The 23,729-nt window shown below is 63.4% G+C and carries 20 protein-coding genes and 2 tRNA genes; 18 read left to right on the plus strand and 4 right to left on the minus strand.

What is annotated here, in order from left to right; translation table 11 throughout:
- Positions 1-2 precede the first annotated feature (2 nt).
- From BUC24_RS04050 to BUC24_RS04130, 17 genes are all read left to right on the plus strand, one after another.
- On the plus strand, positions 3-743 hold the full coding sequence (locus BUC24_RS04050; protein WP_073212828.1) for a T4 family baseplate hub assembly chaperone: 741 nt from the start codon (positions 3-5) through the stop codon (positions 741-743).
- Positions 740-1,669 (plus strand): hypothetical protein, encoded by a 930-nt coding sequence (locus BUC24_RS04055; RefSeq protein ID WP_073212829.1) that lies wholly within the window; start codon positions 740-742, stop codon positions 1,667-1,669. Before BUC24_RS04050 ends, BUC24_RS04055 begins: the two co-directional genes overlap by 4 nt.
- Positions 1,666-2,988: a Pvc16 family protein gene (locus BUC24_RS04060; RefSeq protein WP_073212830.1), complete on the plus strand. Its 1,323-nt coding sequence runs from the start codon at positions 1,666-1,668 to the stop codon at positions 2,986-2,988. The genes BUC24_RS04055 and BUC24_RS04060 overlap by 4 nt, the downstream gene beginning before the upstream one ends.
- Positions 2,985-5,132: an ATP-binding protein gene (locus tag BUC24_RS04065; protein ID WP_073212831.1), complete on the plus strand. Its 2,148-nt coding sequence runs from the start codon at positions 2,985-2,987 to the stop codon at positions 5,130-5,132. Before BUC24_RS04060 ends, BUC24_RS04065 begins: the two co-directional genes overlap by 4 nt.
- A complete protein-coding gene (locus BUC24_RS04070; RefSeq protein ID WP_073212832.1) occupies positions 5,129-5,386 on the plus strand; it encodes a hypothetical protein in 258 nt (85 codons plus the stop codon). Before BUC24_RS04065 ends, BUC24_RS04070 begins: the two co-directional genes overlap by 4 nt.
- The gene (locus BUC24_RS04075; RefSeq protein WP_073212833.1) at positions 5,383-7,113 is read left to right on the plus strand and encodes an eCIS core domain-containing protein; all 1,731 of its coding nucleotides are present in this window, start codon (positions 5,383-5,385) and stop codon (positions 7,111-7,113) included. Before BUC24_RS04070 ends, BUC24_RS04075 begins: the two co-directional genes overlap by 4 nt.
- A 62-nt stretch (positions 7,114-7,175) precedes the next feature.
- Positions 7,176-7,829, plus strand: a complete 654-nt coding sequence (locus BUC24_RS04080) for a hypothetical protein (protein ID WP_073212834.1) — start codon at positions 7,176-7,178, stop codon at positions 7,827-7,829.
- A gap of 10 nt (positions 7,830-7,839) precedes the next feature.
- Complete coding sequence (locus BUC24_RS04085) at positions 7,840-8,139, plus strand: hypothetical protein (RefSeq protein WP_073212835.1); 300 nt, start codon at positions 7,840-7,842, stop codon at positions 8,137-8,139.
- Complete coding sequence (locus tag BUC24_RS04090) at positions 8,139-9,254, plus strand: phage late control D family protein (protein WP_073212836.1); 1,116 nt, start codon at positions 8,139-8,141, stop codon at positions 9,252-9,254. Before BUC24_RS04085 ends, BUC24_RS04090 begins: the two co-directional genes overlap by 1 nt.
- On the plus strand, positions 9,251-9,751 hold the full coding sequence (locus BUC24_RS04095) for a phage baseplate assembly protein V (RefSeq protein WP_073212837.1): 501 nt from the start codon (positions 9,251-9,253) through the stop codon (positions 9,749-9,751). Before BUC24_RS04090 ends, BUC24_RS04095 begins: the two co-directional genes overlap by 4 nt.
- Positions 9,751-10,074: a PAAR-like protein gene (locus BUC24_RS04100; protein ID WP_073212838.1), complete on the plus strand. Its 324-nt coding sequence runs from the start codon at positions 9,751-9,753 to the stop codon at positions 10,072-10,074. Before BUC24_RS04095 ends, BUC24_RS04100 begins: the two co-directional genes overlap by 1 nt.
- Positions 10,071-10,442 (plus strand): GPW/gp25 family protein, encoded by a 372-nt coding sequence (locus BUC24_RS04105; RefSeq protein ID WP_218606479.1) that lies wholly within the window; start codon positions 10,071-10,073, stop codon positions 10,440-10,442. The genes BUC24_RS04100 and BUC24_RS04105 overlap by 4 nt, the downstream gene beginning before the upstream one ends.
- On the plus strand, positions 10,432-12,984 hold the full coding sequence (locus tag BUC24_RS04110; protein WP_073212840.1) for a putative baseplate assembly protein: 2,553 nt from the start codon (positions 10,432-10,434) through the stop codon (positions 12,982-12,984). The genes BUC24_RS04105 and BUC24_RS04110 overlap by 11 nt, the downstream gene beginning before the upstream one ends.
- A complete protein-coding gene (locus BUC24_RS04115) occupies positions 12,981-16,361 on the plus strand; it encodes a putative baseplate assembly protein (protein WP_073212841.1) in 3,381 nt (1,126 codons plus the stop codon). Before BUC24_RS04110 ends, BUC24_RS04115 begins: the two co-directional genes overlap by 4 nt.
- The gene (locus BUC24_RS04120) at positions 16,358-18,610 is read left to right on the plus strand and encodes a hypothetical protein (RefSeq protein ID WP_073212842.1); all 2,253 of its coding nucleotides are present in this window, start codon (positions 16,358-16,360) and stop codon (positions 18,608-18,610) included. The genes BUC24_RS04115 and BUC24_RS04120 overlap by 4 nt, the downstream gene beginning before the upstream one ends.
- A 12-nt stretch (positions 18,611-18,622) precedes the next feature.
- Positions 18,623-20,032 carry a DUF6519 domain-containing protein gene (locus tag BUC24_RS04125; RefSeq protein WP_073212843.1) on the plus strand — a complete coding sequence of 470 codons (1,410 nt, stop codon included), beginning with the start codon at positions 18,623-18,625 and terminating at the stop codon, positions 20,030-20,032.
- Positions 20,033-20,129: 97 nt separating this feature from the next.
- Positions 20,130-20,206 (plus strand) — tRNA-Pro (locus BUC24_RS04130).
- 73 nt (positions 20,207-20,279) lie between these two features.
- Here BUC24_RS04130 and BUC24_RS04135 read toward each other — a convergent pair.
- Together BUC24_RS04135 and BUC24_RS26855 are read right to left on the minus strand one after the other, a co-directional pair.
- A complete protein-coding gene (locus BUC24_RS04135) occupies positions 20,280-20,726 on the minus strand; it encodes a hypothetical protein (protein ID WP_143167379.1) in 447 nt (148 codons plus the stop codon).
- Positions 20,727-20,755: 29 nt separating this feature from the next.
- On the minus strand, positions 20,756-21,007 hold the full coding sequence (locus BUC24_RS26855) for a hypothetical protein (protein ID WP_178372475.1): 252 nt from the start codon (positions 21,005-21,007) through the stop codon (positions 20,756-20,758).
- A 401-nt stretch (positions 21,008-21,408) separates the two neighbouring features.
- Here BUC24_RS26855 and BUC24_RS04145 point away from each other — a divergent pair, with 401 nt between their 5' ends.
- Positions 21,409-22,530 carry a hypothetical protein gene (locus tag BUC24_RS04145; protein ID WP_073212846.1) on the plus strand — a complete coding sequence of 374 codons (1,122 nt, stop codon included), beginning with the start codon at positions 21,409-21,411 and terminating at the stop codon, positions 22,528-22,530.
- A gap of 68 nt (positions 22,531-22,598) precedes the next feature.
- On the opposite strand, the gene BUC24_RS04150 is transcribed toward BUC24_RS04145, so the two are convergent.
- Together BUC24_RS04150 and BUC24_RS04155 are read right to left on the minus strand one after the other, a co-directional pair.
- Positions 22,599-22,674, minus strand: a tRNA-Ala gene (locus BUC24_RS04150).
- Between the two features lie 58 nt (positions 22,675-22,732).
- Entirely contained in the window at positions 22,733-23,632 is a 900-nt protein-coding gene (locus BUC24_RS04155; RefSeq protein ID WP_073212847.1) for a LysR family transcriptional regulator, read from the minus strand.
- Positions 23,633-23,729 lie beyond the last annotated feature (97 nt).

Consider the following 23,729-nt stretch of genomic DNA (forward strand, 5'->3'; position numbering starts at 1 on the left):
TCATGCATGCCCCGACCGCCGACAAGTTGTTGCAGGCATGGGAGTCGGGGCTCGAGCAGGGGCCGGCACGCCGTGCGGTCGCCTTGCTCGCCTGTGCATGCGAGGCGGCGCCCGAGCAGCTGCTGCAACTGCCGGTGGGGCGGCGCGATGCCCGCCTGTTCCGCTTGCGGCGCCTGCTGTTTGGCGAGCGCATGGCCGCATTGGCCCAATGCCCGGTCTGCGCCGAGCAGCTGGACGTAGCCTGCTCGGTTGACGATATCTGTCCTGTTGCGCATCATGACCTGGACGATGCACGTCCGGCCGAACTGCAGGTGGCGTCAGGTAGCTGCAGAATGACCTGCCGCTTGCCCAATAGCGCCGACCTGATTGCACTGACGCTTCCCGATGCCGCGCCGTCGCCGGCAGCGCTGCTGCGCAGCTGCCTGCTGCGGGCCGAGTGCGACGGCCGGGCGCTCACCTTCGAGCAGTTGTCGCCGGACGCTTTGAGCGCCATTGGCGCTGCCATGGCCGAAGCCGATCCGCTGGCGCAGATTGAATTGTCGCTGCATTGTCCGGCCTGTGGCCACGGCTGGGACGACCTGCTTGATATCGGCGCCTTTCTGTGGAAGGAGGTTGATGCCTGGGCCCGCAGAACGCTACACGACGTGCACACGCTGGCGCGCGCCTATGGCTGGAGCGAGGCCGACGTGCTTAGTTTGAGCGCCCGCCGGCGCAGCATGTATCTCGACATGGTGCGGCTGTGAGTGACTACCTCGTTTCGCTGGTGTCGCGCGAGACCGGACTGGCCGCCGCCGTGGTGCCACGACTGCCGTCGCGGTTTGAGCCCGAGGCGCCCGGCCTGCCGGCAGTGCCGCAACCGGAGCACGAAATCGAGCAGGAGGAATCGGCCGAAGCTGCTGCTGCGCCGCGCCAGGCCCGCCCGGCGCGCATGCATCGCATGGCCGCTGTGGCGCCGCCTGCGCCGCCTGCACCGCTTGCGGCGCAAGCCGTCGCGCCAGCGACTTCGCCGCGCCGCGATCAGGAAGCTGCGCCCGCGGCTACGGAGCACAAACCGGTCGCACCGGATCTGCCTGCGCCCGCGGAGATGGCGCCGAAAGCAGTCCGCAGCAAGCACGTGGCGCCCCTTGCGCGGCATCCTGTGGCGCCTGCGCCGGCAGCGGGGGACGCACCGCCGGCACGCTTGCAGCCCATCCCAGTTGCCCAAAGCCTGCATGTGACGCCGCCTGCATCTCCATCTTCGCCAGCGCAGCCCGCACCAAGGCGGATGGCGAAAGCTGTCGTGCCTGCGCTTCCAACCGCGCCCGCGGTGGCGGCACGTACAGCCGGTGTGGTGAATGCGGCAGCGCAGCCGCCAGCCAGGCGAGACCTACCGCAACCAATCGTGGCGCCCGCAGCGCCAGCCTCGCCCACGCGACGCGAACTTGTGGCATTGGCGCCGGGGCCGCGCGCGTCGCTGCGTCCAGCAGCGCAGCCGGTGGTGCACAGCGAGGAACGCGCAAGGCCTGAGCCGGACAGCACGCCGCCACAGAGCGTCATTCACGTATCGATCGGCCGCGTGGAAATCCGCGCCGTCAATGCGCCGCCTGCACCGGCACGCAGCCAGGCAAAAACAGCGTCGCTCAGCCTGGAGCAATTCCTGGCACAGCAAAAAGAACGGGGGATGCGATGAGCGATGCGCGCGCCATGAGCGCGGTCACGGCCACCTTGCGCAATCTGCTGACCGCGCCGGTGCAGGAACTGATCAGTGGCCTGGGCGCGCTGACCGTGACCACGGTGCCGCCGGACATGGCGCGCAAGGGCGAAACGCGGCCGCCCCAGCTCAATGTCTTTTTGTATCAAACCGTCATCAACGCGGCATGGCGCAATATGGACATGCCGCGCCAGGTGCGCCCCGGCGAAGTCGCACCGCCAGCACTGGCGCTCAATCTGCACTATCTGGTTACCGCCTATGCGCGCGGCGACAATGACAACGACGACACCGCCTCTGGCAACCTGCTGATGGGCGGCGCCATGAGCGTACTGCACGATCATGCGATTCTCGGGCGCCAGGAAATCCGCGATGCGCTGGGGGACAGCAATCTGGCCGACCAGGTGGAGCGGATCCGGATCACGCCGCTGGCCTTGTCGATCGATGAAATGTCCCGTCTGTGGGCGACCTTCCATACGGCATACCGCATCTCGGCGGCGTACGAATGCGCCGTGGTCCTGATCGACAGCCAGCAGGCCGGCCGCGCCGCACTGCCGGTGCTGCGCCGCGGCCAGCAGGATCAGGGCGTGGACGCAGTGACCGGCAGCGGCCCACTGCTGCAGGATGTGCAGGCGCCAAACCGGCAGGCTGCTGGCCGTCTGGGCGAGGTCCTGGCCGTCACCGGTAGCGGCATGCAGGGCGCCGACGTGGTGCTGCGCTTTGCCAGTCTGATGCCGCCGCAGCCGCATTTGCCGCCCGCGCCAGCGCCGTTGGCGCCACCACTGGTGGAATTGCCCATGCAGGCCTTGCCGTCGGGCGTGACCAACGTGGTGCTGCCGGCGCTGGCCGACGATCCCCAGGCTTACGAAAAGTGGGCGCCAGGGTCGTACACCGTGTCAGCAATTGCGCGCCCGTTCGGCTTGCCGGCACGGCACGGCGCCGCGACGGCGTCGTTCGCCCTGGCGCCAGTTGTCACAGTCACGCCCAACAGCACAACCGCGCCGCTGGTGAGCGCGGGCGATGTCCTGACGCTGACCTGCGCACCGCGTGTGCGCCAGGGACAACGCGTGCTGGTGGTGTTTGGCGACAGCCAGATCGAGCCGCAAAGCGTGGCCAATCCCGATCCGCTCGCGCCCACTTATCTGGAAACCCCGACCACCATCACGTGTGTGGTCCCGGCCGTGGCGGCAGGCACCTACCTGGTGCGGCTGCGGGTAGACGGGATTGACAGCATCCCGGTTCTTTTCACTGGCGACCCGGCGCTGCCGTCCTTCGATCCCGCGCAGCAGGTGACCGTATGACACCGGAATTCGACAACTGGCTGGCGGCCAACGATAACTACCTCGCGCTGGCGCTGGACTGGCTGCGCGAGCGTCTGGGGAAACTGGCGCGCGAGAACGAACCAGTCAGCCCGGCCAGCGCCGCGCCGGCCGCACCGGCAACGGCTGCGCCGCCTGCCCGTGCTCGGCCCGTGCTCGGCCGCCTGTTTGCCAGTGGCGCCAACCCGCCGCTCAAAAGCCTGCCTGGTCCCGGCGCAGCCGATAACCCCGTGCCACCGTCAGCAGCGCAGGCGGAGATGCCCGATGCCATGCGCCAAGCGGAACAGACTGAGCCGCCGCCCGCCTTGCTAGTGCTGGCAGCGCGGATGGACCTGTCGCGCTTTGAGTCGATGACCTTGCTGCTGTGCTGTGCGATCGAACTCGATTCGCGCATCGGCCCCTTGTGCGCACGCGCGCAGGGCGATCCAGCAAAAGCCTACCCCACCTTTGGTCTGGCGCTCAAGCTGTTCGATGATCCAGCCTGGGATGTGCTTTCGCCGCTGCGCCCACTGCGGCACTGGCGCTTGCTGGAAGTGGTGCAGGGACCAGGCCAGCCGCTGATTGGCGCCGCCCTGCGCGCGGATGAACGCATCGTCAATTATGTCAAAGGCTTGAACTACCTGGACGACGCATTGACACCGCTGCTGACCGCCGTGCCGGCAACAGGCGAACCGCTGCCGCCCAGCCAGCAGCAAATTGCCGACGCCATTGGCGCGGAAGTCGAGCGCGGGGCGGCCAGCGTGGCGGTGCCTGTGGTCGAGCTGCTAGGCACTGATAGTCAGGCCAAACAACTGGTCGCCCAGGCGGCCGCACAACGGGTTGGCTTGTCGCTGTATCGCATGCGCGCCGAGCAGCTCCCCGTGGCCACGGCAGAGCTGGAACTGTTGATTCGCCTGTGGCGGCGCGAGAGTGCCTTGCTGCCGCTGGCACTGTTGATCGACGCCAGCGAAATGGATCGCGCCGGCCCGCAGGCAGGGGCACTGGCGCGGCTGGTGGAACGCGACAGTGGCATGCTGATGCTCGATGCGCGCGATCCGTCCCCGCAGGCCATGCGTGAAGCGCTGTCGTTCGAGGTCGCGCGGCCAGCCCCGGGCGAACAGAATGCCGCGTGGCGCGCTGCCCTCGGTGACGTGGGAGAGGCACACGCGCAGCACCTGTCATCGCACTTCAGCTTCAACCTGCCCGTCATCCGGCAACTGGCGGCAAGCGCCTTGCGCGAAGTGGACGATGGCGCCGATCTGGGGCAGGCGCTATGGCGTGTCAGCCTGCGCCGCGCACGGCCGGCGCTCGATCAGCTGGCCAAGGTGGTCGACGCCAAAGCAGGCTGGGACGATCTCGAATTACCGGAGATTGAAAAGAATCTGCTGCGTCAAGTGGTGGATCAGGTGCGCTCGCGCACGGCGGTATACGACGAGTGGGGCTTTCGCGACCGCATGAACCGTGGTCTGGGTATCAGCGTGCTGTTTGCCGGTGAAAGCGGAACCGGCAAGACCATGGCCGCCGAAGTCATCGCGCGCGAACTCGGCCTGCTGATCTTCCGCATCGATCTGTCGGCCGTGGTCAGCAAATTTATTGGCGAGACCGAAAAGAACCTGCGCCGCCTGTTCGACGCAGCCGAAGATGGTGGCGCCATCCTGTTTTTCGACGAAGCCGATGCGCTGTTCGGCAAGCGCAGCGAAGTGCGCGACAGTCATGACCGCTACGCCAACATCGAAGTAAACTACCTGCTGCAACGGATCGAGGCCTTCCGCGGCCTGGCGATTCTGGCGTCGAACATGAAAACCTCGCTCGATGCCGCCTTCCTGCGCCGGCTGCGGTTTGTGATCAACTTCCCGTTCCCAGGCCCGGCCGAGCGCGTGGCCATCTGGAAGAATGCTTTTCCGCCCAAAACGCCGCTCGCTGCGCTGGATTACCAGCGGCTCGCGCGCCTGAATCTGACCGGGGGCAGCATCCACAACATTGCGCTTAATACGGCCTTCCTCGCTGCCGGGCGTGGCGTGGATGTGAGCATGCCGCTGTTGCTGGAGGCGGCGCGCACTGAACTGCGCAAGCTGGAAAAACCTGTCAATGAAGCCGACTTGCGCTGGATCGAGCCAATGCCGGTGCAAAGCGGAGGTGCGCAATGAATATCTCGCTGCACATGGAACGCCTGATACTGACCGGCGTTGACCTGCCTTCGAGCCAGCGCGGCCTGCTGCAGGCGTCTGTCGAAGCAGAGTTGAGCCGCTTGCTCAGTGAAGGCGGCGTTGGTGCCGGGCTGGCGCGCGGCGCGTTGCTATCCCAGCTTGACGGCCCGCCGATTGAAATTACTGCTGGCGCCGACCCGGTCCAGCTGGGACGCCAGATCGCGCAATCGGTCTACGGCGGGATCGCGCCATGAACACGGTCGCCGCCCGCGCGCCGGCTGTTGCAGCCGCGGCTCCCAATTCGCCAGGCCGCTACCTGCAGCGCAAGTGCAGCAGTTGCGGTTCGCCCAGCATTGGCGGCGCCACCTGCCGCAGCTGCGCGGCCAAGCCGCACGCGCGCAACCCCAGCGCCCAGACGCCCGCCCCCCAGGGCGGCCAGGCCCTGGTACCGGCGGTGCAAACTGACATGAGCAGCCGGTTCGGTCACGACTTCTCACGCGTGCGGGTGCACACCGACGCTGCGGCAGCTGCGTCAGCGCGTTCGCTCGGTGCGCTGGCCTACACCAGCGGCAGCGATATCACATTCAGCGCCGGCCGCTATGACCCGGCCAGTGCCGATGGCCGGCGCTTGCTGGCGCATGAACTGGCGCATGTGGTGCAGCAGTCCGGCCACGTCAGCGGTACCCAGACCCAGCTTGCCGTGAGCGCCCCCGGCGACGCCAGCGAGCGCCAGGCCGATGCGGCAGCAGACGCCGTGCTGGCAGGGCGGGCCGTGCCCAGGCTGGATGCACTGCCCGCGCGCATAGCGCGCACCTGCGGCCCGGCCGCCTTGGGCGCGGCGGTGCCCGATTGCGCGCCCAGTAGCGCTGGCGTGGTGGGACATCACTTTCTGTTCGACGTCAACTGCGACGATCTGAAGTCGGTCGAGGTAACACCGGGCGTGTTCCATACAGGGGCCGCGGCAGTAGCGGACTTTGTTGCCACGGTACCGGCAGGAAGCACGATCAACGTCCATGGCTTTGCCAGCGGGGAGGGCGATGCCGCCTTCAATATGGACTTGTCGTGCCACCGCGCCAACAAGGTAGCCACCCTGCTGCGCGCCGCCGGGTTGCCCGTGGCCGCCACGTTCAAGCACGGTGGGGTGACAGCGCCACCGGGCCCGGACTTCTGGCGCGCTGCAAATGTGGAGGTGGTTCGTCCCGATCCGGGTCCACAGAATGTGTGCGGTCCTGATGTCACCAACTGGCTGGTGGACCAGGTGCGCCTGGCAAAAGCAGATCCCGCCGTACTGGCGGTCCAATCAACGTTGGCAACGGCCGCGGCCCTCGCTGCCGCGGAGGGATACTCGGCGAACCTGATCGCGGAAGGCGCCGTCGGCGCCGCGGTGGAAGCACAGGCAATTCGCAGCCACGCGCCAAGCACGCCTGCTTTTCCGGTGCCGTTGCGCCATATCTCGGCCTCCTTCGCTGGTCAGGCAGAGCTGGTCCGCGCGGGCCTGGACTCCCTGAACCCGTTCGGGAGCGGCATGCCGTTGCACATCATCGGCTTGATCGCATCAGCCTCATTTGCCTGGAAGGCCCTGGTCGGCACCGGACGGCGCTACGACTTCAAGAGCAATGTATTAAGTGGCGTGACCTCACCCCATTGTCCTGTCAACTGCAATAGTTCCATTACCTTGTGCCCCCATCCGGCCGGATCATGTTTCAACGCTGACGTTCCGGGAAACCTGTTCTACGCCCATATCGGGCGCTTTATCGGCTTCTCGGAACTGAGCCTGCAGCTCGGTTCCCAGTTTGCCCAGCTGCTGTCCAGCGCGCGCTGGGATCCGCCCGAGGACACGGCCATGATCAGCGCCGGCTTTGGCATGGCGCACCCGATGGGCCGGGCCACTTTGTGTTCGGCCGTGGCGGGGATGCGCGGCTCCATCAGCCGGCGCGCCTGCATGCCTTGCCCCGAAACGGGCTCGGTGCCTTTCCAATAAGAGGATCAGATGACACAGCTGGCTGACCGCATGCAAGGCACGGACCGCACAGGGGAGCGATCATGAGCAGTTTTCCGGGCAGCCCGCGCCTGATCAAGGGCGCCATCATCGGACTCGATCCACTGAACCCGCTCGCCAGCGTGGTCGTGTTTCAGTACAACCCGGACACCATGACGCGCCGCCTGGAAGCGCGTTCCACGGGCGGCGGCGACGGCAGCGACCGCGCCGAGGCATTTCGCCTGACCGGCCCCCCGAAGGAGACCATCACCCTCAGCGTCGAGGTGGACGCGACCGATCAGCTGGAAGCGGGCAATCCACTGGCGATGATCTCGGGCGTGTCGCCCACGCTAGCGGCGCTGGAGATGCTGCTGTACCCAAAGAGCGTGGGCGTGATTGCCAACATCGCGCTGGCCCAGATCGGCAATATTGAAATCATTCCGCCCGAGGCGCCCCTGACCTTGTTCGTGTGGGGGCCGACGCGGGTGCTGCCGGTGCGCGTCAGCAGCTTCAGTATTACCGAGGAAGCTTATGACACGCTGCTCAATCCCACCCGCGCCAAGGTTGACCTGACGCTCAATGTGCTCAGTTACGTGGACCTGAAGCTGACCAATCCGGGCCACACGCTGTTCATGGCTTACCAGATCGTCAAGGAAGTGATGGCCACCACCAATGTCGTCAACAGCGCGCTCAATGTCGGCGCATCGTTCAAGCTTTAGGGGAGAGACCATGTACCCACCGACCAGCCGCTATTTCAGCATTGCGACAGCCAGAGTCGAAGGCCCGGACGGGCGCACAATCGTCTTTCTGCGGCGCCGCTTTGTGCCGCAGCCGGAACCAGGCGCGCTGATCGCGCAGCATGCGGTGGTTGAGGGCGACCGGCTCGACAACGTCACCGCGCGCTATCTGGGTGACCCCGAGCAGTTCTGGCGTGTATGCGACACCAACAGCGCCATGCAGCCGCAGGAGCTGACCGACGAAGTAGGGCGGATGCTGCGCATCGAGTTTCCCAAGGCGGGAGCCATCTGATGCCCAGTCTCGGCGTTCGCCTGCAACTGCTGATCGGCCCCACGCTGCCCATGCCGGCACCGTATCCGCTGATCGATTCGGTGACGGCGATCGAGGTGACCAATCGCGACAGCGATTTTGACGGCTTCAAGATCAGCTTCAGTCTGGGCAAGGATTCGCTGCTTGACTACGGCCTGTTGATGAGCGGGATGCTGGACCCGCCCAGCCGGGTCATCATCATGGTGTTCATCGGCGTAATGCCACACATTCTGATCGATGGCGTCATCACCAACCACCAGGTCGCCCCCAGCAACAGGCCGGGTGAGTCGACGCTGCATGTGTTTGGAAAAGATGTCGGCGTCATGCTCAATCTGGAAGAAAAGAGTGAAACCTATCCGAACCAGCCCGACTCCGTGATCGTCACGCGCCTGATTGCCAGTTATGCGACGCTGGGCCTGGTGCCGCAGGTGTCGCCCACAACGGACGTGCCGATCCAGATCGACCGCATCCCGTCGCAGCAGGGAACGGACCTGGCCTACATACGCGAGCTGGCCGCGCGCAATGGCTACGTGTTCTACATCGAACCGACCCCGATCCCCGGTATCAACACGGCTTACTGGGGCCTGGATAATCGCCTTGGCATCCCGCAGCCGGCGCTGACCATGAACATGGGATCGGACACCAATGTTGACCAGCCAATCACCTTCAGTTATGACGCGCTGGGGCCGGCCCGGCCGCAAGTGACCATCGTGGAGCCCCTGACCAAAATGAATATCTCGATCCCCGTGCCATCGAGTCTCGGGCCGCCGCTGTCGTTGCGGCCGGCCCAGGCCCTGCGTACCACCCTGCCGCGCGACGCGGCGAACCTGTCCGCGATGCAGGCAGGCTTGCGGGCAGTGACTGGCGCCGCGCAGTCAGCCAGTGCCATAACCGGCAGTGGCGAACTCGATGCCGTGCGCTACGGGCAAGCGCTCAAGGCGCGCCGGCTGGTGGGCGTGCGCGGGGTCGGGTTCAGCTATGACGGCAATTACTATGTACGGGAAGTGACGCACCGGATCCGGCGCGGTGAATACAAACAAGCCTTCTCGCTCACGCGCGACGGCCATGGCGCTTTGCTGCCATTGGTGCTGCCATGACCGCGCCATCGTCCGGGCCGCTGTACGGAAAATACCGCGGCGTCGTGAGCGACAACCGCGATCCTCTGATGCTGGGCCGGGTGCGGGCCAAGGTCAGTGACGTCTTCGGCGACAACGAAAGCGGCTGGGCGCTGCCGGCCCTGCCATACGCAGGCAAGGGCGTCGGCCTGTTCCTGGTGCCGCCGACCGATGCCTGGGTCTGGATCGAATTCGAACATGGCGATCCGGAGTACCCGATCTGGACTGGCTGTTTCTGGGCGCAGGGCGAAGTGCCGGCCACGCCTGCGCTGGCCGAGGTAAAGATCCTCAAGACCGACACCTGCACTTTGACGCTGGACGACACGCCCGGCATTGGCGGCGTCAAGATCGAAACCAAGCAAGGCATGAAGATCACGATCAGCGCAACGGGGATCGAAATCGACAACGGCATGGCGGGCAGCATCAAGCTCACGGGGCCGAAAGTATCAATCAATGGCAGCGCGCTGGAGGTGACCTGATGCCCGGCTTCCTTCTGCACACGGGGGCGACGGTACTGTGCGCGCACGGAGGGCATTCCCAGGCTACCGCCCCCAACCCGCGCGTGAAGGTCAGCGGGCAGGCAGTGGTGACGCAGTCGGCGCCGCATACAGTTGCCGGTTGCGCCATGCCGCCGCCCACGGCCGGAAATGGGCCATGCGTGACTGCGCAATGGCTCACAGGCGCGATCCGGGTCAAGGCCGGCGGCATGCCAGTACTGCTGCAAGACAGCCAGGCAACCTGCATCCCAACCGGGACGCCGCTCAATATCGTTGTTACACAGGTGAGGGTCAAGGGGACATGATGAACATTGATTTCCCGTTCCACTTCGATAGCCGCGGGCGCACGGCCAGCACCGGCGAGGCGGATCACATCCGCGACATGATCGAGCAATTCCTGTTTACGAACGCGGGCGAGCGCGTCAACCGCCCCGACTTTGGCAGCGGCCTGCTGGCCAAGGTATTCGAACCGAACAGCCCCGAGCTGGCCACGGCGCTGCAGTTCAGTATCCAGGCCGGCCTGCAGCGCTGGCTGGGCGACCTGATTGAAGTGCGCAAGCTGGAAGTGATCAGCCGTGAAGGCACGCTCACCATCGACGTGGTGTATGCGCTACGCAGCACCGGCGAGACAACGAGCGCAAGTTTTGCGAGGGAGACCGGCAATGGCATCTAGTGACCTGGCATGCGGCACGGATGCACGCCGCCAGCGATTGTTTAACAACCCGCGCTGGAATGGCGTCGATTTTCTGGAAGTGTCGGACGCGAAGCGTTCACTGTGCGTGCACTTCTTTGGCCCTATCCCGGAGGGCATCAGCGCGGCCAATGTGCGGATCGAGGGCGGACGCAGAATCCGTGACATCCATGTGCTCCGGGTCGAGATTGACCGCGCCGACGATCCCGATCTTGATGACTGCCTGCGCATCGAACTCGACAAGGTGGGCGACTTCTCGATTTATCGCTTGTGCTTTATCGAGCGCGATCCGGAAGCGCAGGAGGGCGCACCGCGTTATCGCCCCTTCCATGGTCTTGACCCGCGTTACGCTTGCCTGGACTTCCGCTTCCGGCTCGACTGCGCAGCCGACCTTGACTGCAAACCGCAGCACGACTGCCCCGCACCAGTTGCGGCGGCGCCGGAAATCGACTATCTGGCAAAGGACTACGCAAGTCTGCGCCAGATGATGCTGGACCGGATGTCGCTGACCATCCCGGACTGGAAGGAGCGCCATGTGCCGGACCTGGGTGTGACCCTGGTCGAGGTGCTGGCATACACCGCCGATTACCTGAGCTATTACCAGGACGCGGTAGCGACCGAGGCCTACCTTGATACGGCGCGCGAACGTATCTCGGTGCGGCGCCACGTCCGGCTGGTGGACTACCGCATGCACGAAGGCTGCAATGCGCGCGCCTGGGTAGCGTTACAGTCCGACAGCGACCTGGCGCCCCTGCCGCTGAAGGACATCTACTTCATCACCGGCTTCCCCGACCTTGACGTTTTCGCGGGCCGGGTGGTTCCGCACGAAGCGATGCAAAAATTTGTCGCCAATACCTATGAAGTGTTCGAGCCGGTTGCGCGTGCGGGCCGCACTGAGCTCAAGGTCAAGGCCGCGCATAGCGAGATCGCCTTGTACACCTGGGGCGACACCGAATGCTGCGTGCCCAAGGGCGCCACGCGCGCCAGCCTGGTGGACGGCACCGCCATTCGTACCGACGGTCTTGGTGGCCGCGTGCTGGATCTGCATGCGGGCGACGTGCTTGTATTTGAAGAGGTCAGGGGCGGCACCACCGGCGCGCTGGCCGACGCCGACCCGGATCACCGGCATGCCGTGCTGCTGACCAAAGTGACCCCGGTCGTTGACGAACTGTTGAATCAGCCGGTACTGGAAATCGAATGGGCAGCAGCCGACGCCTTGCCATTCTCGCTGTGCATATCGGTGCGACTGACTGCCGAATTCAACTGCGCCCGTGTGACTGGCATGAGCGTCGTACGTGGGAACGTGGTGCTGGTCGACCATGGCAGGCGCGCCCCGGCCGACCCGCTAGGCCCCGTCACGGGCCGCACCGAGCCTGGCGACTGCGCCTGCGACGGCAGCGTGGTCAATGCAAGCAGCGTGGCCGACCCATTTCGGCCACGCCTGAAACAGCACGATCTGACTTTCAAGGCCGCACTGACGGAAACGTCGGCTGTGGCGATGCTGCGGCAAGATCCGCGCGACGCGTTACCCGACCTGACGCTGACCGAGCAAACCGGCGGCGCGCGCTGGCAGCCACGCTACGACCTGCTGGCCAGTGACGGCGGCGCGCGCCACTTCGTGGTCGAAATGGACGATGAACGACGGGCGCACTTGCGCTTTGGCGACGGTGACCTGGGACTGCAACCGGGCACCGGTACGGTATTCGACACCAGCTACCGAACTGGCGGCGGCAGCAGCGGCAATATTGGCCGCGATGTCATTGCCGCCATGGTGCTAAGGACGGGCACGGTCGATGGCGCTTCGCTCACGGTGCGCAATCCCCTTGCCGCCGCAGGCGGTACCGAGCCGGAGCCGGTGGCCGAGGCAAAGCTGTTTGCGCCAGGTGCGTTCCGCAAGCAGCGCATGCGCGCCATTACGGCCGGCGATTACGCAGACCTCGCGCAGCGCAACGCCCAGATTCAGCGCGCTGCGGCAGACCTGTGCTGGACAGGTAGCTGGTACGAGGCGCGTGTGGCGCTAGACCCGCTGGGAACAGAAACGGCACCTGCAGCCTTGCTGGCGGCCGTGGAAGGCGAGTTGTATCCGTTCCGCCGCATGGGACACGACCTGGCCGTGGTGCAGGCGCGCTATGTGCCGATCAGCCTGACCTTGCATGTGTGTGTGCTGCCGCATTTCGCGCGCGGCGAAGTGCGTGCGCGCCTGCTGGATGTGCTGGGCAGCCGGCGCTTGAAAAGCGGCGAAATGGGCTTGTTCCATCCCGATCGCCTCAGTTTCGGCGGCGGCTTGCACCTGTCGCGCATCGTCGCGGCGGCGGCAGGCGTCGAGGGCGTGGAAAACGTGAAAGTGCTGCGGTTCCAGCGGCTCGACGTGCCAGATGATCCGCTCGCGCCCACGCCGGAGCTTGATCGCGCCATCGCCGATGGCGTGCTGGCGCTGGGGCCGACGGAAATCGCACAGCTCGACAATGATCCTGACTTCGCCGAGAACGGCACCCTGACCCTACAGCTGGGAGGTGGACGATGAACGATTTGCCTTGCGACTGCTGTGAAGGCGTGCACGCCAGCACGCCACGCGCAACGTTCAACCGCGCCGGGCGGGCTGCGCTGCGTTATCGCGCCGGCACCTACGCGAGCTTTTTCGACAGCATGCGGGCGCGCTTGTCGAGTGCTCATTTTTTCGAAGGTGTGCGTGACAAGCTTGGCGACGCCGAGCCGCTGAATCTGGATGGGCTGAAGACGCGTGCACCTGAGGACTTTTCGATCGCCCTGATGGACGCGTGGGCCGTCACCGCTGACGTGCTCACGTTTTATCAGGAACGCATCGCCAACGAAGGCTATCTGCGCTGCGCCACGGAGCGGCGTTCGGTGCTGGAGTTGGCGCGTCTGGCAGGCTACAACTTGCGGCCGGGCGTCGCCGCCAGCGTTTACCTGGCCTATGCGCTGGAAAAGGACGCCGAACCAGTCGACATCCCAAAAGGCTCACGGGCAAACAGCGTGCCTGGTCCGGGCGAGCAGATGGAGGCGTTTGAAACGTCTGAACCCCTGCAGGCGCGTGTCGAATGGAACGAGCTGCTGCCGCGCATGAGCCGACCGCTGAATTTGACGCCGGTGAATGCGGCTTTCATTGAGCGGCTGCGTTTCAAGGGCACTGCACTCAATCTGGCTGTGAATGACGTGATGCTGCTTACCTTTGGCCGGCGCGACGGGCAGCAGGTGATGCGCCGGGTGGTGGCAATCAAGACTGACAGCGCCGTCGGCGAAACCGAGGTGCAGTTGCAGCTGGCAATGGACGTGCTCACTATTCTTGCCGCGTGGGCCGACGTGGCCGGGCGCTATGCCGATATTGAATGGCGCTGCCTTGAAAAGAACAAACCCGAGATCAACGCGGTCGTCTCTGCGCTGCTGGCCTTGCAGCAGGCGCTCGAGGAAGTGCAGTTTTCCCAAAACATGGAAAAGGTCACCGAAGCGAACAAGAAGGTCGCGCTCGCCGCCAAGGAGCTGCTAAAGGGGAATGACAAGGAAGAACTGGCGTGGATACGTGACTACTTCCTGGAAGCCGTGCGCTTTCTGACCGGCGGCAGGATCAGTGATCGCGAGGCGCGCGAGATGTTCAGCGCTTCGTTTGAATTCGCTGGCGCGAATTTCTCGATGCTCAGCCAGGGTCTGGTGGCCAATCTGGTGCCGTCGCTGTCCAAGGCGCGATCGAGGCAGCCGGCCAACAGTCAGCGGCTGGGGCGCAAGGTAGGCGTATCGTATTCGCTCAAATCGGACCTCAAGACGCGGTTGCTGACCCAGTTTCAACCGGCGGCCGGACGCTCGCTGTACCAGGCCTGGCGCAACGTCCCGCTCAGCAAGGCGAGCGTGGTCGATGTGTTTGTGATGCGCCAGCAGGCACCGCTATTTGGCCACAACGCGCAAAAGCGCACCAAGATCAACGACACCACCAAAGAGGTCGACGTGGTGGGCGATTGGCCAGTCATTACCGGCGCTGCCAGCACCAACGGCGGTCTATTCATGCACGAAGAAGCCAACGCAGTGCATCTGGATACGGCCTATCCGAAGATTTTGCCGAACAGCTGGTTGATTGTGCAAACTGTGAAAACGCGCCTGACCAACGCCGCCATCCAGTTCTTTCTGGCTGGTGAGCCCAGCACCACCATCACCCGGGCTGAATACGGGATGACGGGCAAAACCACGCGCGTGCCGCTTCTTATTCCGCGTAACTCCGGGCTGGGAACGTGGATTACGGCGGTCGCCCCGCCGTCGACCGGCGCCACGGACGACTTCGAGGCAATCCGCAGAACGGTGGTTTACGCCCAGGCTGAAAAGCTGGAGCTGGCGGAGTTGCCGATCACGGACGACGTCTGTGGCGAGCGGGTCGAGTTGTCGGCACTTTATGATGGCCTGGAAGCAGGGCGCTGGGTGATCGTCACCGGTGAGCGCAGCGATCTGAAGGATGACAATGGCGACGCCGTGAACGGCGTGGTCGCCAGCGAACTGGCGATGGTCGGCGCCGTGACACAGGACGTCAAGCGGGTGCTGGTGGCGGCAGCGGCCATACCCAAGCCTGGTGTCGCGCTGGGCGCTGGCAACGGTGCCGTGTTTGCCCTCACGCCGGGTAACAACGAACACGATTCGGTCAGTGTGAATACCGGCAGCAGCGACGGCGATCACGACGATGACACGACCGAATTCGGCGCCCTTCCAGGCGACACCGTACACACCTTCCTGGAGTTTGCCAGCCCCCTGGCATACAAGTTCAAACGCGCCACCGTGAAAATCCGCGCCAATGTCGTGCGTGCCACGCATGGCGAAACGCGGCGCGAGGTGCTTGGCAGCGGCGACGCGGCCAAGGCGCTGCAAAGCTTTACGCTGAAGCAGGCACCGTTGACTTACACATCGGCGGCGACCGTATCTGGCGTGGCTTCGAGCCTGTCCGTTCGCGTCAATGAAATCGAGTGGCACGAAACCGACAGTCTGGCCGGACTGGGGGCGCAGGAGCGCAAGTTTGTCACGCATACCAATGATGAAGGAAAAACCAGCATCATCTTCGGCAACGGCATTGCCGGCGCGCGTCTGCCCGGTGGGCAGGAAAATGTGCGTGCCGTGTATCGCAGCGGGATCGGGCGGCCGGGCAACGTCAAGGCCGAGCAAATCAGTTTGCTGTCTACGCGGCCGCTGGGCGCCAAATCGGTGATCAATCCTTTGCGGGCATCGGGCGGCGCCAATGCCGAGACACGCGACCAGACGCGCAAGAATGTGCCGCTGGCGCTCATGGCGCTGGACCGGCTGGTATCGGTGCAGGACCACGCCGATTTCGCGCGTACCTTCGGCGGTGTTGGCAAGGCCGTGGCGGCCGAGCGCTCCGACGGTCGGCGCGAGGTCGTGCACCTGACGATCGCCGGGGTCGATGATCAGCCTATCGACGACAACAGTGATCTGCTGCGCAATCTGCGCGCGGCGCTGCGCCTGAACGGCGACCCGGCTTTGCCTATCCGGCTGCAAGTGAGGGAGCGCTTGGCGTTGGTGGTGTCGGCCAAGGTCCGCATTCTTCCCGACTATGCATGGGAAGCGGTGGAAGCGCAGCTGCGCGTCAAAATGCTCGACGCGTTCAGCTTCGATGCGCTGGAACTGGGCAGCGACTTGTTCGCGTCGCACGCCATCGCCGTGCTGCAGGGTGTGCGCGGTGTCGATTACGTTGACCTGGACGTGTTCGACGTGATCTCCGAGACTGCACTACTCGACAGCTTCAAGCTGGAACAGGCCGACGCCCTGGGGCTGAAGCGGCGTATACCGATTTCGCCAGGTTCGAGCGAAGGCGGCATTCTGCTGCCTGCGCAGATTGCCTATCTGTCGCCGGAAGTGGCCGACACCCTGATCCTGCAGGAGATTCCAGCATGAACCGCAATCCGGATCGTTTGTATGAACTGATGCCGCTTGTGCATCGGATGCGTGATGCAGAACAGGGCTACCCGCTCAAAGCGCTGCTGGCAGTCATTGCCGAGCAGGTCAGCGTGGTGGAAGACGACATCGCGCAGCTGTATGAAAACTGGTTCATCGAGACATGTGAGGATTGGGTAGCCCCTTATATTGGGGATCTGATTGGTTACCGCCCCGTCAGCGAAGCGCGCGCGCCGGACGGCGGCGTGCTTGGGAGAGCCATGTTCCCGCGCCGCGAGATTGCCAACACGGTGGCGGCGCGGCGGCGCAAGGGCGCATTGTCGCTGCTGGAGTTGCTGTCGTCAGACAGCGCGCAATGGCCGGCGCGCGCCGTTGAATTTTATCGCCTTCTGGGTTGGACCCAGCATCTGAACCATTTGCGCCCGGGGCGTGGCGGCACGGTTGATTTACGCAATGGCCGTGCGCTGGAACTGACGGATGGACCGTTTGATGAACTGGCCCACAGCGTCGATGTGCGGCGCATTAACTCGACCCGCACCCAGGGACGTTACAACGTTCCCGAGATCGGCGTATTCGCGTGGCGCCTGAAGACCTATCCGCTTACTCAGGTACGCGCTACCTGTCTGGAAGACGAGGGCCCGCACTGCTTCAGCTTCAACGTGCTCGGTAGCGATACGCCCTTGTTCAACCGGCCGCAGGCCGAAAGCGCGTCGACTTCCATCGCCGGCGAGATCAATCTGCCGGTGCGGGTAAGACGCCGCGCGCTCGAGGTGCCGGGACCACCGCCGCATGCGTCGACCGACTATTATGGTGCCACCCGCAGCATGGTCATCATGGTTGCATGGCCCAAAAAGCCCGGCATGACCGAGATTGCGGCAGACCAGATTGTGCCCGCCAATCTGGCCAGCTGGCATGCCAGGCTGGGTGCAGGCCAGGTTGCACTGGACCCGGAGCTGGGCCGCATCATGTTCCCACAACGGAAGGTGCCGAAGCGGGTCTGGGTCAGCTACCGTTACGCGTTCAGCGACGATATGGGCGGCGGCGAATACCCGCGCGCCCTGACGCAGCCGGAAGGGGCGACCATTCTTCGCGTCGGTCACGGCGAGCAGCTGACCACCATTAGCGGCGCGCTGGAAGCGTGGCATCTGCTGCGTGACGGTCCCGACAAGCTGCGTGCGGCCGTGATCGAGATTGTCGACAGTGGCGTGTATACCGAACCCATGGCGTTGACATTGATTGAGGGTGAAAGCCTGCAGATCCGGGCCGGCCGCCGCAGCACCCGGCCGGAAGGGGACGCCACTGGCTGGACCCGGCCCGTGATCCGCCTGCTCGATTATCAGACCGACCAGGCCGACGCGTTGACCGTGCGTGGCAGGGCGGGAAGCCGCCTGGTGCTGGAAGGCTTGTTGATCAGTGGCCGTGGCATTCAGCTGTTTGGCGGACGCGAATACAGTGGTGACGAAGGCGACAACGAACCGCATAACGCCAACGATGAACTATGCGACCTGACCATCCGCCACTGCACACTGGTGCCAGGTTGGGGCGTGGACTGCCACTGTGAGCCGTTGCGGCCGAACGAACCTAGCCTGGAAATCCATGACAGCCATGGCAGCGTGGTCATCGACCACAGCATCGTTGGCACGATTCGAGTCAGCGCAAGCGAAGTGACAGGTGACCCAGTGCGCATCGTCATCAGCGACAGCATCGTTGACGCCACGGGCATGGCACTGGCTGCAATTGAAGGCGACGAAGGCCGCATGGCGTTCGCCAGCCTGACAGTGCGGCGCAGCACCGTGCTGGGGACAACCTCCGCACACGCCGTGTCGATGGCCGAGAACAGCATCTTCATGGGTGCCTTACGGCTGGCAAGGCGCCAGCACGGCTGCATACGGTTCTGCTATGTGGCTCCGGGTTCACGCACACCGCGCCGCTACCATTGCGAACCGGACTTGCGGCGTGAGGCCGTCAGCGAAATGATGCAGGGTGCGTCGGCCGAGGAACGGGAAGCGCGTCTGGCGCGGGAAGAGGGACGGGTGCGGCCGCTGTTCACCAGCACGCGCTACGGCAACCCTGCTTACTGCCAGCTGGCGCTCGACTGCGCGCCCGAGATCCGCCAGGGCGCCGATGATGAATCGGAGATGGGCGCCTTCCACAACTTGTTCCAGCCGCAGCGCGAGGCGAATCTGCGCACACGGCTCAATGAATATACCCCCGCGAGCATGGACGTCGGCATCATCTTCGCGAACTAAAAGGAGAATGGCATGAAAGGCGACTTTACCCGTAATACCTTCGATCCCCTGCACCGGTTCAGCCGCGTTTTAATGCAGCAGGGGCGGGTGCAGCTGGACGCCGACTGGAACGAGCAGGCCGATATTTCACTGCATTTGCTGCGCTCACTGGCGGCGGACTTGATCGGTCCTCATGGTGGCGTGGGCACGGCGTTCCAGATCGGTCAGCGGGCGGGCGATGATGGCAGGCCGATGCCGTCCGATTTTACGATCGGCGCGGGTAATTACTATGTGGGTGGCGTGCTGTGCGAGAGTACCGGCCAGAACTACACGGCGCAATCTGGTTACAAGGTCGATCCTGGCATGCCAGAGATCCTCAAAGGCGATCTGCTGGTGTATCTGGATGTATGGGAGCGCCACGTGAGCCACCTGGAAGCCGAAGGCATGCGTGAGACTGCGCTGGGCGGGCCGGATACGGCTTCGCGCGCACGCGTGGAATGGCAGGTCAAAGTGATTGCGGCGGACTTCAACAACGAGCCGCCTCCGTTCAAGGAGGAATATGCCTCGTTTCTGAATCACCTCTCCAGCGCACAGATTTACCGCGAAAACAAGCCGCTGCTGATGGCCGACGTGCCGCAGACCAGTGCTGCCACCGACGCGTGCGTCATTCCCGCCGACAGCCGCTATCGCGGCATCGAGAACCAGTTGTACCGGGTGGAAGTGCATAAAAGCGGTACCACTTGGGATGGGACCGCGGCAGGCAAGGCTGGCGCCGCGACCTTCAAGTGGTCGCGCGAAAATGGGTCGGTCGTGTTTGCGGTCAGCGATGTGCACGTCAACAGTGCCAGCAATGTGACCACCGTGACGCTCGATTCGCTGGGGCGCGACCGCAAGCTTGGCCTGTCGCGCGAGGATCTGGTGGAGCTGGTGGATGACGCCTACGCGCTGCGTAATGACGCCGACCCGCTGCTGCGCGTGATCGACATCGATGAAGAATCGATGACCGTCACGCTGGAGGGGCAGGCGCTGAATGGCGTTGGCAGCGGCAGCCATCTGCATCCGATGCTGCGGCGCTGGGATCACCGCCTTGATGCGGCGGGCGCCAAAGAAGCGCTCGATGGCGCGCTCATGGTGCAGGCGAATGCCACCAACGCGGGCCACTGGCTCAAACTGGAGGATGGGATTCAGGTGCGCTTCCGTGCTGGCGATATTTATCTGACGGGCGACTACTGGCTTATCCCCGCGCGCACCGGTACTGGCGACATCGAGTGGCCGCTGGAGGCGGATCCAGTGACGCGGACGATGGGGCCGGCGTGGGCGGCACCGCAAGGGGTGGCGCACCGCTATGCGCCGCTGAGCCTGCTGCGCTTCAGCAATGACGGGATCATGAATCCGGATGGGGTGGTGGATTTGCGCCGCGTTTTGATCCAGCTTTGGGCGTAGTGAGTTTGCGCTGGCGCAAGGCGGATTTGCCATCTTGTACCGCCGCACGCATTTTGTGCCAAAAAAATAATTCGCTCTGATATAATTCGCGACTAGTCGGGGCGTAGCGCAGCCTGGTAGCGTACTTGCATGGGGTGCAAGGGGTCGGAAGTTCGAATCTTCTCGCCCCGACCAATAGAATCAAAGACTTAGCGAAAGCCGGCGCAAGCCGGCTTTTTGTTTTTGGAGTGAGTGCCTTACGTATGCCTTAAATCGCTGCGCTTGTCAGCGTGGCAGTTTCACGACTTGCGTCGACTAAGCCCCGGAACTCTTCTACGAAATGTTTCAGTGCGCTGAGACCCGCCTTAACGTACAGTTTTCCTTCCGGGGCGACGCTAAAACGGCCGAATTCGAAGTGTCGTGCCTGCATATGGATGCCCAAAAAAAGCACGTCGCCTCGAACATGGAACCTGATCTGCACAGCACCCCCCGCAAATTCGGGCCCAAATCGTCCTACCTGTAAATCATAAATCCCGCCACCCATCGCCAAGATCCGAGCCAGCCCTTCGACATGAGTGATCAGCTGGCGTGGCGTGGCGTACATTTCGACAGCAAAGGTTGAGAGTCCATCACATGCCGTGACGAAGAGTTCAAACTCATCCTCAGTGAGCGAAGAGCGATGAAATTTGATTCCTGAAAACGAACATGGATTCATTTTGGCACCTTCTATTACCTAATTGTCACTTAACCTTTTGCGATCCCAACACAACCCGATTGATACGAGTTCTTTAGTTTAACTTGCGCTATCTGTTTCATAACGTGATTAAACATGTAGTGAACGCGAATTCGTTTTTGCATGGTCTGCGCGTCGCCTTGTCGCCAGGTATCCTGAATGGTTTCTGTTTCAAATTTTTCCCAGTTTCCGCCGGCGTAGAGAGGATCGATCATTTCACCGACGTCAACCCAAGCACCGATTGGCTGGCCGGACGCAATCACATCGTTAATTGTTTGGTTGACGAAAGCTTGCTCCCTACGCAACCCGCTTGGCGGCTATTCGTCATTGCGGTCCCAGTCGTGCCGTCGTTGAAAAAGCCACCACCGCCACCACCGCCACCGGGGCCGCCACCCCACCCGATAACTCCGCCGCCACCACCGCCGCCGCCACCTCCGCCGCCTCCCGGGCCAGTTATCACAACCACTGCGCACATTGGCTTCGTAATTCCGGCGGGCGCCGTTCTTCTTTATAGATGAATTTTGTCCAGGAGCCGTCATTCGCAGTCTGCGCAGGGATCGTTTCAGTACACGGCCTGATTGTGCGGTGCTAAGGCGTATTGATGCAGGAGGCATAACTTGGAAAGAGGGCGACATCAGCCGCCTCTCTCTTCCTGGAGCCTGCCATGTTTACGCGTTTAGGTCCTACTGTTATCTCCCTTTGCCTCGCCGCCGGCTGGGCCGCTGCTTCGCCACCCTACGCGGAATACCGCGTCACGGTGATGGGCCCGGCCAATAGCGCCGCCACCGATATCAACAACGCCGGTGTGGTCGTCGGTCGCTACCCGTTCAGTCCAACATCCGAACACGCTTTCCTGAACCGCGGCGCCGGCCTGGTGGACCTGGGCAAGCGCACCACCGGCGTCGTGGCCATCAATGACAAAGGGCAGGTGCTTGGTCACTGGACCGATGCTGGCGGCATCCAGCGCGGCTTCATCTACGAGCGGGGAACATGGCGCGATATCGGGTCCATTCCCGGCCGCTACAGCAGTTACACGGACATCAACAACGCCGGCTACGTGACCGCATTCGGCGCGATCCGGGATTCGTTCGAAGGACCGCACAGCTTTTTGCGGGCGCCCGACGGCACCTTCCGCGACATTGGCTCGCTGCTATTCGACAACCCGATCACCACTGCCATCAGGCTCAACAAACACAATCAGATCACCGGCGCGTCCGGACCCTTGGTATTTCCTGATCAGCCGCTGCGAGCTTACGTTTGGGGCAAGGGTGTGATGCGCGACCTGGGCGGCTTTGGAACAGAACCCAATTCCGGCATGGCGATCAACGATTGCGGGCAAGTCACGGGCTTCGTGTCGCGCCTGGAGTTCTTGCACGACGAAACAGCTTTCCTATACAGCAATGGCCGCTTGATCGACCTTGATACGCGTCCGAATTCCGAATATCGATTCAGTGGTGGCACCGGGATCAACAACCATGGTCACGTGGTTGGCTACAGCAATCATCTATCGGGCTTCGTCTATCGCGGCCGCAAGATGGAGAGTTTGAACGCGTTGATTGATCCCAAGCTCGGTTGGGACATTGGCTATCCGGTTTCCATCAATGATGCCGGCCAGATTGCCGCCAGTGCAGATCGCGGTGGGGTGCGCTACGCCGTTCGGCTGGACTTGCTGCGCCCACTGGACCTGCGTGTGCCGGATGAGGCAAGGCAAGCCACGCTGCCGGAAGATGCGGACGAGTCAGACGATACACATGCCAACGAGCTTGTGCAGCCAGTACTACAGTGAACTTGTGGAATTTCTACATGCGGGACCGAGACATTGCATCGTCGGTCTTGATTGAATTGCCGAAGATGTGGTGGAGGTAAGCGGGATCGAACCGCTGACCTCTTGCATGCCATGCAAGCGCTCTCCCAGCTGAGCTATACCCCCCCGTCCGGCGAGCAGAATTATAGTGCACACTTGGCGGATTGTGGAACAAGAATTTTTGTTAATCGTGCCAAACCGGTTTCTGGAACTGTTCGACCAGAAAATCGATCATATAACGCAGCTTGTGCGGTAGCTGACGGCGCGATGCATAGACGGCGAAGATATCCAGGTCGGCCACCCTGAAGGCGGGCAGGATGGGCTTGAGGCGCTTGCTGCGCAGCCCCTCGTGCAGAAGGAACGCAGGCTGCAAGATGATGCCCTGGTGTTGCAGGGCTGCGGCAACACAGGTTTCGCCATTGTTGGCATGCAGGCGCGGCTGCGTCTTGACCACCACCTGGCCGTCGGGGCCGGTGAAGGTCCAGTCATCGCCGCCGGAGAAGTAGCTATACGAAATCACGTCATGCGTGCGCAGATCGTGCGGATGCTGCGGCACGCCACGGCGGCGCAAGTACGCGGGCGAGGCGCATGCGATCAAGGCAGTCGAGGCAAGTTTGCGGGCGATGAGCGTGGGATGGGGCGTGGCCGCAATCCGGATCGCCAGGTCCAGGCCATCTTCCACCAAATCCACTGTTCTGTCGGTAAGAGCCAGGTCCAGCGTGACCTTGGGATGCTGATCGAGAAATTGTCCCCACAATGGCGCCAGATGCATGATGCCGAAGGTAAGCGGGGCGCTGATGCGCAACTGGCCTGCTGCCTCGGCACTGCGCGAGCTGAGCTCGTTCTCGGCTTCCTCGAGCGCATGCAGCAAGTCCGTGCAGCGCAGATAGAAGGATTGTCCTTCGTCCGTCATGGACAGCTTGCGGGTGGTGCGGTTCAGGAGGCGCACGCCAAGGCGCTGCTCAAGGTCGGCAACGTGGCGCGAGATGGCCGCTTTTGACGTGGCAAGCTGCGCGGCGGCGCGCACGAAACTGCCCGTGCCAACCACCGCCACAAACGACTGCATTTCCTGGAATTTGTTCATTGTCTCGAAAAGTGAGATAAATTGTCTCGCGACTGCATGTTTATCATGAATATTGAAACAAGTATAGTCGATGCATTGCCCGCCCGCCGGGCTGCAT

Source organism: Massilia sp. CF038 (assembly GCF_900129765.1).
Lineage (GTDB): Bacteria > Pseudomonadota > Gammaproteobacteria > Burkholderiales > Burkholderiaceae_D > Telluria_A.

Bases quoted from the DNA above. Each gene is read 5' to 3' on its own strand.
- BUC24_RS04100 (WP_073212838.1), top strand. From the start codon at position 9,751: ATGCCCGGCTTCCTTCTGCACACGGGGGCGACGGTACTGTGCGCGCAC.
- BUC24_RS04135 (WP_143167379.1), bottom strand. From the start codon at position 20,726: ATGAATCCATGTTCGTTTTCAGGAATCAAATTTCATCGCTCTTCGCTC.
- BUC24_RS04050 (WP_073212828.1), top strand. From the start codon at position 3: ATGCATGCCCCGACCGCCGACAAGTTGTTGCAGGCATGGGAGTCGGGG.
- BUC24_RS04095 (WP_073212837.1), top strand. From the start codon at position 9,251: ATGACCGCGCCATCGTCCGGGCCGCTGTACGGAAAATACCGCGGCGTC.
- BUC24_RS04145 (WP_073212846.1), top strand. From the start codon at position 21,409: ATGTTTACGCGTTTAGGTCCTACTGTTATCTCCCTTTGCCTCGCCGCC.
- BUC24_RS04125 (WP_073212843.1), top strand. From the start codon at position 18,623: ATGAAAGGCGACTTTACCCGTAATACCTTCGATCCCCTGCACCGGTTC.
- BUC24_RS04065 (WP_073212831.1), top strand. From the start codon at position 2,985: ATGACACCGGAATTCGACAACTGGCTGGCGGCCAACGATAACTACCTC.
- BUC24_RS04110 (WP_073212840.1), top strand. From the start codon at position 10,432: ATGGCATCTAGTGACCTGGCATGCGGCACGGATGCACGCCGCCAGCGA.
- BUC24_RS04155 (WP_073212847.1), bottom strand. From the start codon at position 23,632: ATGAACAAATTCCAGGAAATGCAGTCGTTTGTGGCGGTGGTTGGCACG.
- BUC24_RS04070 (WP_073212832.1), top strand. From the start codon at position 5,129: ATGAATATCTCGCTGCACATGGAACGCCTGATACTGACCGGCGTTGAC.
- BUC24_RS04080 (WP_073212834.1), top strand. From the start codon at position 7,176: ATGAGCAGTTTTCCGGGCAGCCCGCGCCTGATCAAGGGCGCCATCATC.
- BUC24_RS04105 (WP_218606479.1), top strand. From the start codon at position 10,071: ATGATGAACATTGATTTCCCGTTCCACTTCGATAGCCGCGGGCGCACG.
- BUC24_RS04115 (WP_073212841.1), top strand. From the start codon at position 12,981: ATGAACGATTTGCCTTGCGACTGCTGTGAAGGCGTGCACGCCAGCACG.
- BUC24_RS04090 (WP_073212836.1), top strand. From the start codon at position 8,139: ATGCCCAGTCTCGGCGTTCGCCTGCAACTGCTGATCGGCCCCACGCTG.
- BUC24_RS04075 (WP_073212833.1), top strand. From the start codon at position 5,383: ATGAACACGGTCGCCGCCCGCGCGCCGGCTGTTGCAGCCGCGGCTCCC.
- BUC24_RS04060 (WP_073212830.1), top strand. From the start codon at position 1,666: ATGAGCGATGCGCGCGCCATGAGCGCGGTCACGGCCACCTTGCGCAAT.
- BUC24_RS04120 (WP_073212842.1), top strand. From the start codon at position 16,358: ATGAACCGCAATCCGGATCGTTTGTATGAACTGATGCCGCTTGTGCAT.
- BUC24_RS04085 (WP_073212835.1), top strand. From the start codon at position 7,840: ATGTACCCACCGACCAGCCGCTATTTCAGCATTGCGACAGCCAGAGTC.